This window comes from Catellatospora coxensis (genome assembly GCF_016862635.1).
Taxonomy (GTDB): Bacteria; Actinomycetota; Actinomycetes; order Mycobacteriales; family Micromonosporaceae; genus Catellatospora; species Catellatospora coxensis.
In genome coordinates this window covers 58,194-71,683 of record NZ_BONI01000022.1, presented here as the reverse complement: position 1 = coordinate 71,683, position 13,490 = coordinate 58,194, and the positions used below count along the sequence as shown (strand labels likewise).

Here is a 13,490-nt window from a genome sequence, read left to right as displayed (position 1 = left end):
GATGCGGATTCTGCACACCTCCGACTGGCATGTCGGCAAGGTGCTCAAGGGCCGCTCCCGGACCGGGGAGCAGATCGCGGCGCTGCACGCGGTGGTCCAGATCGCCCAGGCCGAGCAGCCCGACCTGGTCATCGTCGCGGGTGATCTGTTCGACGTGGCCGCGCCGTCGCCGGAGGCCACGAAGATCGTGACCCGGGCGCTGAGCGCGCTGCGCGCCACCGGGGCCGAGGTGCTCGCGATCGCCGGCAACCACGACAACGGTGCGGCGCTGGACGCGCTGCGCTCCTGGGCCGACGCGGCGGGCATCATCCTGCGCGGCCGGATCAGCGAGAACCCGGCCGACCACATCGTCTCCGGCACGACGAAGAGCGGCGAGGCGTGGCGCTGCGTCGCGCTGCCGTTCCTGTCCCAGCGGTACGCGGTGCGCGCGCTGGAGATGTTCGACCTGACCGAGGCGGAGGCGCAGGCGACGTACGCCGATCACCTGGCGCGGCTGATGTCGCGGCTGGCCGAGCAGGCGTTCGGCGACCCGAACACGGTCAACCTGCTCACCGCGCACCTGACCGTGGTCGGCGGGACGATGGGCGGCGGCGAGCGCGACGCGCACTGCATCCTCGGCTACGCCGTGCCGTCGTCGGTGTTCCCGAGCAACGCGCACTATGTGGCGCTGGGCCACCTGCACCGCGCGCAGCTGCTGCCGGGGGCGTGCCCGGTCCGCTACAGCGGCTCCCCCATCGCCGTGGACTTCGGCGAGGAGGAGAACCGCCCCAGCGTGACCATCGTCGAGGTGACCGCGCAGACGTCGGCGCAGGCCCGCACGGTGGCGCTGCCCAGCGTCACGCCGCTGCGCACCCTGCGCGGCACCCTCGAGGAGCTGGCCGCGCAGGCGGAGACGCAGGCCGAGGACGACGCCTGGCTGCGGGTGTACGTCGCCGAGCCGCCCCGGGCCGGGCTGCGTGAGCAGGTGCAGGAGCTGTACCCGCGGGCGCTGGAGATCCGCGTCGACCCGTCGATGCTGCCCGACGCGGCGACCCGCGCCGCCCGGCCGCAGCGCTCGGGCCGCAGCGCGCCGGAGCTGTTCTCGGACTACCTGACCCACCGCGGGCACGAGGACACCGCGACCAAGAAGCTGTTCGACCGCCTGTACACGGAGGTCGCCGGATGAGCGGGCCGGGCGCGGACACGACCAGGGAGGTCAGGGCATGAGGCCGTTGCGGCTCGATCTGCGCGGGTTCACCGTGTTCCGGGAGCCGACCACCGTCGACCTGACCGACTGCGACTTCTTCGCCCTGGTCGGCCCGACCGGCTCGGGCAAGTCGACGCTGCTCGACGCGATCTGCTTCGCCCTCTACGGCACCGCCCCGCGCTGGGGCGGCGGCCGCAGCGTCGCGCACGCCCTCGCGCCGTCGGCGACCGAGGCCGCGGTGCGGCTCATCTTCGAGGCCGGCGGCACCCGGTACGCGGCGACGCGGGTGGTGCGCCGGGACGGCAAGGGCCGGACCGCGACCCGGGCCGCCGGGCTGCAGGCGCTCACCCCGGGCTTCGACGCGTCCAGCCTGGACGGGGAGGACCTGCTCGACGAGCTGGGTGAGGCCCTCGCGGGCACGCCGAGCGAGCTGGACCACGCCGTCGCGGACGTGGTCGGGCTGCCGTACGACCAGTTCATCAAGTGTGTGGTGCTGCCGCAGGGCGAGTTCGCCGCGTTCCTGCACGCCCGGCCCGCGGAGCGGCAGGAGATCCTGGTCCGCCTGCTCGGCCTGGACGTCTACGAGAAGATCCGGGAGCGGGCCGCCGGGCTGGTCGCCGAGGCCAACGCCAAGCTGGCCGCGACCGAGCCGGTGCTGAACGAGCTGACCGCCGCCGCATCGGACGAGGCGATCGAGGCCGCCGAGCGGCGCGTGGAGCAGGCCCGCACGCTCGCCGCCGACGTCGACGCCGCGCTGCCGGAGCTGGTCGAGGCGCAGCGCCGGGTCGAGCAGGTCAGCGCCGAGGCGACCGCCGCCGAGCAGCGGCTGCGCCTGCTCACCGCGGTCGCCGCGCCCGCCGGGGTGACCACGCTGGCGCAGACCGCCCGCGACGCCGCGGCCGCCGCGCAGGACGCCGCGATCGCGGTCGGCACCGCCGAGGAGTCCGAGGAGAAGGTGCGCGCCCAGCTGGAGGCCGCCGCCGACCCGACGGTGCTGCGCGGCCTGCTGGAGGCGCATGCCGAGAACTCGCGCCTGGCCACCCAGCTGTCCGAACTCGACGCCGCCGCCTCGCAGGCCCAGCAGCTGCATGATTCCGCGCTCGGCGCGCAGCAGACCGCGGTGGCCCGCCAGGCGCAGGCCGAGCGGGCGCTCGCCGAGGCGCAGCAGGCGCTGCAGGCCGCGCAAACCTCCGACCGGGCCGCCTGGCTGCGCCGGGACCTGAAGGCGGGGCACGCCTGCCCCGTCTGCACCCAGCACGTGGCGACCGTGCCCGCGATGCCCGACCAGCCCGCGATGACCGCCGCGAAAAAGGTCGTCGAGCAGGCCGAGCAGGCGGTGGCCACCGCCCGTGCCGGCCGGGAGCAGCTCGACCGCAAGGTCAACGAGGCGAGTGTGCGGCACGCGAAGGCGTCCGCGCAGCGCGAGCAGCTCGGGGTGCGCGCTGCGGAGGTGGCCCGGGTGCTGCAGGGCGCCGCGCCGGTGCCGAAGCTGCGCGAGCAGCTGACCGCTGCGGAGGCGCTGCGCCGTGAGCTGGCCATGGCGACCACGGCGCTGCGGACCGCGCGGGAGGCGCAGCGGCGGTCCGCCGGATTCGCCCAGCAGGCCCAGGACCGGCTGTCGGCGGGCTGGCGCTCGTTCGACGCGGCCCGTGACACGGTGACCGCGCTGGTCCCGCCCGCTGCCGACCGCGACGACCTCGCTGCCGCGTGGCGCGCCCTGGACGGCTGGGCCCGGGAGCAGGCCGCCGCCGCCCAGACCGCGCGCGACGGCGAGCGGGGCCGGCTCGCCCAGGCCCGCGAGCACGCGGCCGGGCTGGTGCACCGGCTGGACGAGCTGTTCGCCGCGGCGGAGCTGCCCCGGCCGGGCGCCGGGGAGCACCAGCGGGCCGCCGCGGTGACCGTGGAGCGCATGGCCGCCGCCCGGGACACGCTGCTGGAGCGGCGTGCCCAGGCCGAGGCGCTGCGGGCGCAGCGGGCCGTGGTCGAGACCGACCGGCAGGTGGCCACGGCGCTGGCCAATCACCTGCGGGCCAACAACTTCGAGGCCTGGCTGCTGCAGGAGGCGCTGGACGCCCTCGTGGACGGGGCGTCGGCGATCCTGCGCGAGCTGTCCGGCGGGCAGTACGACCTGATCCACGAGGACCGCGAGTTCTTCGTGGTCGACCACCACGACGCCGGGCTGCGCCGGACGGTGCGCACGCTGTCGGGCGGCGAGACGTTCCAGGCCTCGCTGGCGCTGGCGCTCGCGCTGGCGGACCAGCTCGGCGGCCTGTCGCCGACGGCGAGCCTGGAGTCCATCATGCTCGACGAGGGTTTCGGCACATTGGACGCGTCCACCCTGGACACGGTGGCCGCGACGCTGGAGAACCTCGCCGCCACCGGCGATCGCATGGTCGGTGTGGTGACGCACGTGCAGGCGCTGGCCGAGCGCATCCCGGTCCGCTTCGAGATCAGCAAGGACGCCCGTACGGCCCGCGTGGAGCGGGTCGGATAGACGAGAGCTGGTAGACAGATCTCATGAAGTTCCATGTGGACGCCTGGGATCCCGGCTTCGGCGCCAGTCTCGACGGCGCGGAGCGCGGGCCCGCCGAGGCCAGCAGCGCCAAGCTCGACGCCGAGATCGAGCTGCCGGCGGCGGACTGGCAACCCCTGGAGACCCCGCCGGGCGTACGCGCCCCCGACGTGGTGCTGCTCGTCGACGGGGTGCGCCGCACCGACGCCCGGCTGTGGATCGAGGACCACGACGGGGTGACCCGCCCCGGCCTGGCCTGCTCGTACGCGGCCGGCGTGGTGCGCTGCGAGCGCTCGTCCGGGGCCAGCGTCACCGGCGTGAAGGTCGAGCGCACCCTGTTCACGGCCGCCGAACGCCCCGCCGACGTGGACGCCGGGCAGGCCGCCCGCTACCGCGCGGAGACCATCGTCGGCGCGGACGAGGGCGACCTGTCCAACGGCGTGCAGCGGGCGCTGACCGAGCTGGAGATCGAGGTGTCCCGGCAGCTGCGCGAGGACGGCGATCTGCTGATCGTGGACGGGCCGCTGCGCAGCCGCGACGCGCTGCCGCGCACGCTCGGCTACATCAAGACCCAGCAGAAGCAGTACCTGCCCGACCGCCTGATCAGTGTCGTCGCCGCGCTCCGGCCCGCGCAGCGCACCCCGGTCTTCCGGATCACCGGCGTGTACGAGCGGCTCACCTGGTATCTGCGCCTGCCGCACGGCGGCAGCTCCCCGTGGGCGGGCATCGTGCGCGTGGAGTGCTCGGCCGAGGTCCCCGAGCACCAGGCCGTCACCCTCGCCGACCTGTCCACGGCGACCATCCCGCGCTTCGCCTCCCTGCCCTACAAGGACCCCCGCGCCCCGCAGAACCTGGTCCCCATCGCCGGCCTGGAGAAGAAGCTCCGCCACCTGCTCGGCGACGGCAAGCTCCTGCACCGCTCCCTGGCCCTCGCCGCCCAGCGCACCACCACCTGACCGCCCGCCACCACCCGCCGGGCGCGTTGATCATGAACTTATGGCACGGTTCGACGGCATGTCCCGGCCACAACTTCATGATCAACGCATGAGGGGCCGGGCCGCCGCGCAGTAGGCAACGGTATGGATACGAGGCATTGATCAGCATGGACGTGAGGCGTAAATTCATCTCTTAGTAAAGTTTCCTTATTGGAATACTTCCACAGAGAGGTGGAACGCATGCGCGCCGCAACCCGCGCTGCCCTCGCCACGACGGTCCTGGTCCTCGCCCCGACCCTCGCCGTGGTCGCCCTGATCACGCCCGCGGCCAGCCACGGGACCATGGTCACGCCCGCCAGCCGCGTCTACACGTGTTACCTGGAAGGCCCCGAGTCGCCCGACACCGACGCATGCAAGGCCGTCGTCGCGCTCGGCGGCACGCAGCCCCTGTACGACTGGAACGAGGTGAACATCGCCAACGCCGCCGGGCAGCACCGCAGCATCATCCCCGACGGCAGGCTGTGCAGCGCCAACCGCAGCAAGTACGCCGGGCTCGACCTCGGCCGCGGCGACTGGCCGACCACCACGCTGCCCGCGTCCGGGGCGTACACCTTCAAGATCCGCGCCACCGCCCCGCACCTGGGCACCTGGCAGCTGTACGTCACCCGGCCCGGGTACAACCCGTCGACCCCGCTGCGCTGGGGCGACCTGGAGGCCAGCCCGTTCCTGACCGTCACCAACCCGGCGGTGACCGACGGCTACTACAACCTGGCCGGCACGATCCCGTCCGGGCACCCCGGCCGCCACCTGATCTACATGATCTGGCAGCGTTCGGACAGCCCGGAGGCGTTCTACTCGTGCGCCGACGTGGTGATCGGCGGCACCGTCCCGTCGCCGTCCGTCTCGCCGAGCGCGTCCCCCAGCACGTCGCCCAGCGCCTCGCCCAGCCCGTCGGCCTCGCCGAGCAGGTCGCCCAGCGCGTCCCCGTCGGCATCGCCGAGCACCAGCCCGACCGGCTCGTACCCGGCCTGGGCGCCCAACACCGGCTACGCCACCGGCGCCAAGGTGACCTACCAGGGTGTCGTGTACACCTGCCGGCAGGCGCACACCTCGCTGACCGGCTGGGAGCCCGCCACCACCCCCGCACTGTGGCTGGCCGGCTGAGCGTGGCAGATTCGATGCCGTGACCGAGCGACACGAGCTGCCTGAGCGATACGACATCGCCGGCACGCTCGCGCAGCTCAGCCTCGGTCGGCACGACCCCTGCTCACGCTGGGTCGACGGCGTCTACTGGCTGGCTGCCCGGACCCCCGAGGGTCCGGGCAGCCTCGCGCTGCGGGCAGTCGGGCGGTTCCTGCACGTCGAGGCGTACGGCGCGGGCGCGGCCTGGCTCGCCGAGCGGGCCGACGCCATCGCCGGGCTCCGCGACGACGTCACCGGGTTCGCCGCGCTGTCGAAGGCGCACCCGCTGGTCGCCCGGCTCGCCCGCGAGCACGCGGGGCTGCGCCTGCCGGCGACCCGCCTGGCGTTCCCCCGGCTGCTGCGCGCGGTCTGCGAGCAGAAGGTCACCGGCACCGAGGCGTACCGCGCGTACTCGGCGATCGTGCGCAAGCTCGGCACGAAGGCCCCCGGCCCGGTCGAGAACCTGTGGCTGCCGCCCGACCCGGACGTCGTCGCCGCCACCCCGTACTACGAGTTCCACCCGCTGGGCCTGGAGCAGCGCCGGGCCGACACGCTGCGGCGGGTCGCCGCCCAGGCGGGCCGGCTGGAACGCCGCCCCGACAGCGCCAGCCTGACCGCGCACCTGCTGACCATCCGGGGCATCGGCCCGTGGACGGCGGCCGAGACGGCGGCCGTGGTGTTCGGCGACCCCGACGCGGTCAGCGTCGGCGACTTCCACCTGCCCAACTTCGTCTGCTACGCGCTGGCCGGGGAGCCCCGGGGCACCGACGCGCGGATGCTGGAGCTGCTCGCCCCGTTCGCCGGGCAGCGCGGCCGGGTCTGCCACCTCATCGAGGCCTCCGGCATCGGCGCGCCGAAGTACGGCCCCCGCATGCCGATCCGCAGCTTCAAGACGTTCTGAGCCGGGCGACCGCCGCCGGTCACGGCTCGTCACAGGTCGAGGGCCAGTTCCGTGGTCGGCTCGGAGCAGCAGATCAGCAGGTTGCCGTCGCCTGGTTCGTCGACGGGCTCGGGCGAGTACGCCACCTGCCCCGACAGCAGGCCGCTCACGCAGGTGTGGCACACCCCGGTCCGGCAGGACCAGCGCACCGGCACGTCACACGCCTCCGCGAATTCGAGCAGGCTCGCATACGCCGGGTTCCAGGGCACGGTCAGCCCGCTGCGTACGAACGACACCGCCGGACCGGTTCCGGGTGGTCCCTCCGGCGGGTGGGGCGGCCGGGCGGGCGCGGCCGCGATGCCGGGTGTCAGGCCCGCCTGCGCGCCGAACAGCTCGCTGTGCACCCGGGCGGCGTCCAGCCCCAGCGCGCCGAGCTCGGCGGCGACGTCCCGCATGAACGCCGTCGGCCCGCACAGGTAGGCGGACGTGTCAGGCGGCAGGTCCAGGCCACGCAGCACCTCAGCGGTGATCCGCCCGGCGCTCGTGAAGTCCCGGTCCTGCGGGGCGGGCCGGCTGTAGCAGATGTACACGTGCGCGTGCGGCAGCCGGGCGAGCAGCTCACGGCTCTCCGCCGCGAACACGTGCTCGCTGCCGTCCCGCGCGCCGTGCACCCACCACACCGCGCGCTCCGGCTGCGCCGCGGCCAGGGCGTGCAACATGGCGAGCACGGGCGTGGCCCCGATGCCCGCCGACAGCAGCAGCACCGGCCCGTCGCCGGGTTCCAGGGTGAACGTGCCGCGCGGCGCGGCGGCCTCGACGGTCAGGCCGGGCCGGGCGTTGGCGCGCAGGTACGCCCCGGCCGCGCCGTGCGGCTCCTGCTTGACGCTGATCCGGTACACCGCGTCGCCGGGCGTGCCGGACAGCGAGTAGCTGCGCACCAGCGGCCCGCCGGGGCCGGGCAGCCGCAGCGTCAGGAACTGGCCCGGCAGCGCCGCGGGCAGCGGCGAGCCGTCGGCGGCGGCCAGGCGCAGCGAGAACACGTCCCGCGTCTCCTCGTCGAGCGCGGTGACGGTCAGCGGCCGGAACCCGGCCCACGCCGGCGGGGCCGCGGTCGTCTCCAGCCCCGCGTTGCCGGGCTGCCCGCCGGGCTGGTCGAGCAGCCCGCGCATCGAGGCCTGCCAGCCGGGGCTGAGCGCGGGAATCCGCAGCGCCCGCGCGGCGCCGTCGCGCTTGCGGCCCGGCAGGTACAGCAGGGCGTCCAGCTCGGCCACCGTCATCGCCTCGGGCCCGGTGGACAGTTTCACGAACTCGTCGCCCGCCTGCACCAGGCCCTCGGCCAGCACCCGCAGGTAGAAGCCCGGCCGGTGGTGGGCGACCATCAGCGCCGCCATGCGCGGCTCGTTCATCCGCAGCCCGACCCGGTAGCAGGTCACCCGCGGCTGCGTCACCTCCACCACGGCCTCGCCGATGCGGTAGCGGTCCCCGATGCACACCTCGTCGTCGGGCAGCCCGTCGACGGTGAAGTTCTCGCCGAACTGGCCGGGCACCAGGTCGTCACGGCCCAGCTCCCGCGCCCAGTGGCGGTAGGAGTCCTGCTGGTAGACCAGCACCGCGCGCTGCTCGCCGCCGTGCCCGCCGAGGTCGCCCTGGCCGTCGCCGTCGAGGTTCAGCCGGCGCAGCAGAACGGGGCCGTCCACAGGCTGTTTCCACACCCCGGTGTACACCGTGCGCCCGTGCCAGTCGACGTCCTTGGGCAGGCCTACGCTCACCGCCAGCAGGGTGGCCACCCATCGAACCTACAAGCCGGGGGTACGCCCGGGGCCGTGTTTGCGCTGTCCCGTGTGACAGCGGCCGCGGAACGATCCCGCCGGGCACGTCTACGATGCCGGACATGGCGCTTCTGTACCGTGCGGACATCCAACCGACCAAGCTCGAACTGATCGACTCGTGGCTGCCCACCCGTTCCTGGTACCAGGGACCGGCGGAGCCGGGCGTGCGACGGGTGACCGCCTGCCGCTTCGACGACCCCGACGGCGAGGTCGGCGTCGAGACGATCCTGGTCCAGGCCGGCGACGGCCCGGTGCTGCACGTCCCGCTCACCTACCGGGGCGCGCCGCTGGCCGGCGGCGAGCCGTGGCTCGTCGGCACCACCGAGCACTCCGTGCTCGGCAAGCGCTGGGTGTACGACGCCACCGGCGACCCGGTGTACCTCCAGGCCCTGGCCACCGCGATCCTCACCGGCGGCGGCGAGGCCGAGGAGTTCCTCGAGGTGGACGGCCGCCAGGAGCGCCGCGCCCCGGCCATGTCCCTGCGCGGCACCGGCGCCCCGGACACGGCCGTCCCGGTCGTCGGCCCGATCGACCGGACCACCGACGGCGACCCCACCCGCATCGTCACCGGCGCCGTCGAACTGACCGTGCATCGCGTGCTCGGCTCCGCCACCGGCGGCGGCCTCCTGCTCACCGGTGTATGGGACGGCGGCACGCCGACGACCCTGGCCGAGGCCGTCCTTCGCTGACAGCGGCCGGGTTCACCGCTCGCGGGCGATGGCGCACATCGCCCGCGTGCGGTATCCACAAAGGATGTCTGTACCGGAGAACACCCGGCCCCGGCGGCCCTGGGGCGCTGCCCAGTGGACCTTCCTCGGCGTCGTCCTGGCCGCCCTCATCGGCGTGACCCCCGCGCTCCTGGACCGGTTGCTGCCCGACGACGCCCCCGCCGCCACCGCCAGTGCGCCGCCACCGGCGGCCTCGCCCTCCGTTTCCCCGACACCGGTCGCCTTCCAGCTGACCAGCGCCACGTCGGTGCCGCAGTGCGCGGACATCACCGGGTACGGCAGCAAACCGCCGGGCCGGGAGGTCGGACTGTTCATCCGGGTCCCGGGGGACAGCAAGTACTACTGGGAGAAGATCCTCACGTTCGACGGCGATTCGTGGCGGGCCGACCGGGTGGTCATCGGCGCGCCCGGCGACGCCGGCAAAGAGTTCGAACTCGTGCTGGTGCCGATGTCCGTGCAGGCCGTGGTCGAGTTCCGCAAACACGACGGCACCCCCTACGCCGTTGACAACCCACCCGTCACCCCCCTCGCCACCCTCCGCGTCACCCGCACCACCAACCTCGGCTCCTGCTGACCCCCGACTGCACGCGTCGATCATGAACTTGTGGCAGGGTTCGACGGCGTGTCACTGCCACAAGCTCATGATCGATTCAAAGCCGGCCGCCCCGGTGCGTGGCCGGCTGACGGTTCGCTGCGGCGGCGAGCAACCGCAACCGGGTCGCCTCGGCCGCCGCAGGTGACCCGTGAGTGCCGAAAGTGGCCGCCACCTCCACGAGCCGTCGGCGCAACCGGCCGGAGGTGATCCCGTCGAGCAGGCTGAGCGCCTGGTCGGCCGCGCACGACGCCGCGTCGTGCTCTCCGGCAATGGCCAGGGCCTCGGCGAGGCTCAGCAGATCGAGGGTCCGGTTGCGGGCGTGAGCGTCGCCGCGCAGCGAGATCGCGCGCTCCAGCCGTTCGACCGCTCGCGTGCAGTGCTTGATGTCGGTACGCGCGAGTTCGACGTATCCCGCCCCGGTGAGGCTGTACAGCTCCGCCTCGGTCACGTGCTGACCGCCCCACTCCGGGGCTGCCGCCCCGTCGCCCCTCGCGAACTCGTCCTCGGCTCGGCCGATGGCACGGCGCACTGCCGCCACGTCGCCGCGCTGGGCGTGGGCCCAAGCCTCGATGCAGTGCTGGTTGGCCCGCTCCCCTGGAGTCAGCACGGCAGCCGCCGCCTGCCGTGCCGAGGCCAGCAGCCCGAGGGTCTCGTCCGGTCGGCGCAGTTCGATGTTGTGCCCGGCCATCCGCACGATCAGGTGGCCGCCGAGGCGCCGGTCGCCGGACGCGCCGGCCGCCTGCAGTCCGAGCTGGTACATCCGTTCCGCGTAATCGTGCGCCTCGACGTCGCGGGCGACGTAGGCCCCGAGGCCCGCCAGGTCGGCGATGCACTCCAGGAGCAGGGCGCGCATCCGCTCGTCGCGGGCGGCGGTGTGCATCAGGCTCGCCCGCTCCAGCAGCGCGGCGACGTGCCTGCCCAGCCCGCCACCACCATGGCGGCGTACCCAGGTGCGGTACAGCCCGGTCGCGGCACGCAGCTCGACGACCTGATCGGGGGTGACTCGCACGGGCGGCTCCACACCGTACGCCGCGCCGACCGGCCAGCCCGCGACCACCAGACTCGCCGCGCCGAGCTGACGAAGCATCTCCCGCCGCTCCACGGTGTCCTCCTCGCCGTCGTCCGCCGTCACGACCGGACCAGCGCCGGTCGCTGCGCGGCTGCGCGTACCGGCCGCCGCCCGTTCCAGCTCCGCCAGCGGCAGGCCGAGCGCGGAGGCGAGCAGTCGCAGCGACCTCGCGTTCGGAACGCGCCGGCCGCGTTCGTACCGGGAGACCTCATTCTTCGTGATCGTCGCCTGGCCGGACAACGCGCACAGTTGTTCGGCGAGCCGTTCCTGGCTCCGGCCGAGTTGCCGGCGACGGCGCGCGATCAGCACGCCGAGCGAGTCGGGCAGTGTCATCGGGCCGCCTTCACGTGAATCGCACCGGCCTACCTGCGCGGCGGCGGCCTACCTCGTGGCCGACGGCAGACTCCGGCAAACGCCGTAACCTCATTGACCTAGTACACATCACCGTCCATTCCCGACGAAGGAATCGCCGATGTCAATCCAGCGAAGGAGTGATGTGGACGCGCCGATCTCCGAGCCGGTCTTCCTCCGGTACGCCCAGGCGCAAGCGGCCTACGGCACGCACCTTCTGGCCGTGCACCGGCGCGACCTGAGCGGTTGCTGCTGCCACTGCGGCCGCAGTCACCCGTGCGGCCATCGCGTCCACGGGGCCCGATTGCTGGCGCACTACGCCGACTGGCCGCGCGACGGCCCCGACGGCGGCTGAAGGCGAGGCTCCTGCCGACCGCCGGCAGGTGAGGTGGCGGACACGCGAGCCCATGGCTCGCACTGTGCGGCATTCCCGTGTCCGCCACCGACCGGCCCGCCCACCCGGTCGATCATGAACTTATGGCAGCGACACACCGTCGAGCCGTGCCATAAGTTCATGATCAACGCGGAGAGAGGGGGCGGGTCAGGCGGGGCCGGCGCCGGCGGGGACTGTGGTGGGGATGGTGGCGGGGCTGGTGACGGTGTACGGGTAGTAGGTGGCTGGGTCGGCTACGGTGCCGGCGACCTCGCAGGGGCCGGAGGCGGTGAAGATGTTGTTGCGCTGGACCAGGCGGCCGGGGCCGCTGTCGGCGTAGCCGCTCGCGGAGAAGCAGGGGAACGGGACGTCCTGGAAGTAGTTGCCCTCCAGGAGGACGCCGGCGTCCTGGGTGGACGCGACGCCGTACAGCTCGTTGCCCAGGAAGTAGTTGTTGTAGACGTGCACCGGGTCGCCCCAGCGCACCCGGGGGTGGCGCTGGCGGCTGTGGTCGAAGAAGTTGTGGTGGATGGTCACCTTCAGGTGGCCGACGTCCTCGCTCGCGCTGCCGTCGGAGTGGCCGATCAGCATCGACTTGTCGGTGTGGTCGAAGTGGTTCCAGGACACGGTGACGTACTCCGCGCCGCGCACGATGTCGATGGAGCCGTCGACGGGCGCGACGAAGCGGTTGTGGTCGATCCAGACGTGGTGCGAGTTCTGGCCCACGTTCACCGCGTCGTCCTCGGCATTGGTGAAGGTCAGATTCCGCACGATCACGTTGTACGAGCGGTAGAAGTCGAACCCGCCCCCGTCGATCGTCGCGGTGGAGCCGAGCCCGACGATCGTCTTGTTCGGGCGTACCCCCCGCTTGCTGTCGATCGTGATCGTGCCCTGCACCTGGATGATCATCGGGCCGATGGTGTCGATGGCGGCCAGCAGCTCGGCGGTCGTGTCGACCACGACCGTCGGCCCGCCCGCCCCGCCGTAGGTGCCGTTCTGGCCGAGCGCGTGCACGCTCGCGAACCCGTCGGCCTGGTTCGGCGGCACCGGCCCGGGGCTGGTGCTCGGCGACGGGCTGGTGCTGGGCGACGGGCTCGGCGGCCGCGACGGCGACGCGCTCGGGCTCGGGCTCGGTGACGCGCTGGCCGACGGCGACGGGCTGGGCGACGGCCCCGGGCTCGCGCTGGCGCTGGGGCTCGGCTGCGGACCGGTGCCGCTGTCCACGGTCACGTCGTCGAAGTACCCGCTCGCGTACGACGCCGTCAGGCCGACCCGGCCGCTCGCGAACGTGCCGTCGATGGCGCTGACCAGCGGCACGCCGTTGACCGCGCCCGACAGCGACGATCCGCTGACCCGCAGCGCGAGCGTGTACCAGGTGCCGGTGGCGACCGCGGTCGGCGCGCCGGCCAGCACGGTCACGCCGCCGCCCGAGACGCGGCGCAGCTGTGCCGTGCCGCCGCCGGTCAGCACCAGGGCGTAGAAGCTGGTCATGTTCTGGGCACGGGCGACGACCCCGGCCGCCCGGGTGCTGTTGCCGAACGCCGTCGGCTGCACCCGGGCCTGCACCGTGTAGTCGGTCCAGGACGTGGAGCCCGCCTGGGCCTTCGCGTCCGCGCCGGTGCTCGACTGGCGGTAGGCCTGCCCGGACACCGACCAGCTGCCACCCGAGGTGGACCAGCCGCTCGCGTTGCCGTCGGCGAAGTCGTCGCCGAACAGGACGGCCGCGTCGGCCCGGCCGACCGCGACGGCGCTGAGCGCCACCGTCACGGCGAGCACGGCCGTGGCCACCCACGCCCGGCGCGCGGCCCGTATGCCCCGAGGGGCTGCGCTCTCGCTCATGGCGTACCCCC

11 protein-coding genes are annotated in these 13,490 nt (G+C 73.8%); 8 read left to right on the top strand and 3 right to left on the bottom strand.

What is annotated here, in order from left to right:
- The first annotated feature begins 1 nt into the window (after position 1).
- The 5 genes from Cco03nite_RS15205 to Cco03nite_RS15185 all read left to right on the top strand — a co-directional run bounded on the left by Cco03nite_RS15205 (position 2) and on the right by Cco03nite_RS15185 (position 6,716).
- The gene (locus Cco03nite_RS15205) at positions 2-1,165 is read left to right on the top strand and encodes an exonuclease SbcCD subunit D (protein ID WP_203692728.1); all 1,164 of its coding nucleotides are present in this window, start codon (positions 2-4) and stop codon (positions 1,163-1,165) included.
- Positions 1,166-1,202: 37 nt separating this feature from the next.
- Positions 1,203-3,680: an AAA family ATPase gene (locus Cco03nite_RS15200; RefSeq protein ID WP_203692727.1), complete on the top strand. Its 2,478-nt coding sequence runs from the start codon at positions 1,203-1,205 to the stop codon at positions 3,678-3,680.
- Positions 3,681-3,703: 23 nt separating this feature from the next.
- A complete protein-coding gene (locus Cco03nite_RS15195; protein WP_203692726.1) occupies positions 3,704-4,654 on the top strand; it encodes a hypothetical protein in 951 nt (316 codons plus the stop codon).
- 219 nt (positions 4,655-4,873) lie between these two features.
- Positions 4,874-5,797: a lytic polysaccharide monooxygenase auxiliary activity family 9 protein gene (locus Cco03nite_RS15190; protein ID WP_239167386.1), complete on the top strand. Its 924-nt coding sequence runs from the start codon at positions 4,874-4,876 to the stop codon at positions 5,795-5,797.
- Between the two features lie 19 nt (positions 5,798-5,816).
- Positions 5,817-6,716 carry a DNA-3-methyladenine glycosylase family protein gene (locus Cco03nite_RS15185; RefSeq protein WP_203692725.1) on the top strand — a complete coding sequence of 300 codons (900 nt, stop codon included), beginning with the start codon at positions 5,817-5,819 and terminating at the stop codon, positions 6,714-6,716.
- Positions 6,717-6,745: 29 nt separating this feature from the next.
- Here the strand turns inward: Cco03nite_RS15185 and Cco03nite_RS15180 are convergent, their stop codons facing one another.
- The gene (locus Cco03nite_RS15180; RefSeq protein ID WP_203692724.1) at positions 6,746-8,482 is read right to left on the bottom strand and encodes an MOSC and FAD-binding oxidoreductase domain-containing protein; all 1,737 of its coding nucleotides are present in this window, start codon (positions 8,480-8,482) and stop codon (positions 6,746-6,748) included.
- A gap of 104 nt (positions 8,483-8,586) precedes the next feature.
- On the opposite strand from Cco03nite_RS15180, the gene Cco03nite_RS15175 reads away from it, so the two are divergent.
- Both Cco03nite_RS15175 and Cco03nite_RS15170 read left to right on the top strand, forming a co-directional pair.
- Positions 8,587-9,213, top strand: coding sequence for a CG0192-related protein (locus Cco03nite_RS15175; RefSeq protein WP_203692723.1), 627 nt, complete (start codon positions 8,587-8,589; stop codon positions 9,211-9,213).
- 64 nt (positions 9,214-9,277) lie between these two features.
- Complete coding sequence (locus Cco03nite_RS15170; RefSeq protein WP_203692722.1) at positions 9,278-9,826, top strand: hypothetical protein; 549 nt, start codon at positions 9,278-9,280, stop codon at positions 9,824-9,826.
- Between the two features lie 76 nt (positions 9,827-9,902).
- Here Cco03nite_RS15170 and Cco03nite_RS15165 read toward each other — a convergent pair whose 3' ends face one another.
- Positions 9,903-11,249: a helix-turn-helix domain-containing protein gene (locus Cco03nite_RS15165; protein WP_203692721.1), complete on the bottom strand. Its 1,347-nt coding sequence runs from the start codon at positions 11,247-11,249 to the stop codon at positions 9,903-9,905.
- A gap of 139 nt (positions 11,250-11,388) precedes the next feature.
- Between Cco03nite_RS15165 and Cco03nite_RS15160 the strand changes: the two genes are divergently transcribed.
- On the top strand, positions 11,389-11,622 hold the full coding sequence (locus Cco03nite_RS15160; RefSeq protein WP_203692720.1) for a hypothetical protein: 234 nt from the start codon (positions 11,389-11,391) through the stop codon (positions 11,620-11,622).
- 186 nt (positions 11,623-11,808) lie between these two features.
- Here Cco03nite_RS15160 and Cco03nite_RS15155 read toward each other — a convergent pair whose 3' ends face one another.
- On the bottom strand, positions 11,809-13,479 hold the full coding sequence (locus tag Cco03nite_RS15155) for a pectate lyase family protein (RefSeq protein ID WP_203692719.1): 1,671 nt from the start codon (positions 13,477-13,479) through the stop codon (positions 11,809-11,811).
- Between the last annotated feature and the right edge of the window lie 11 nt (positions 13,480-13,490).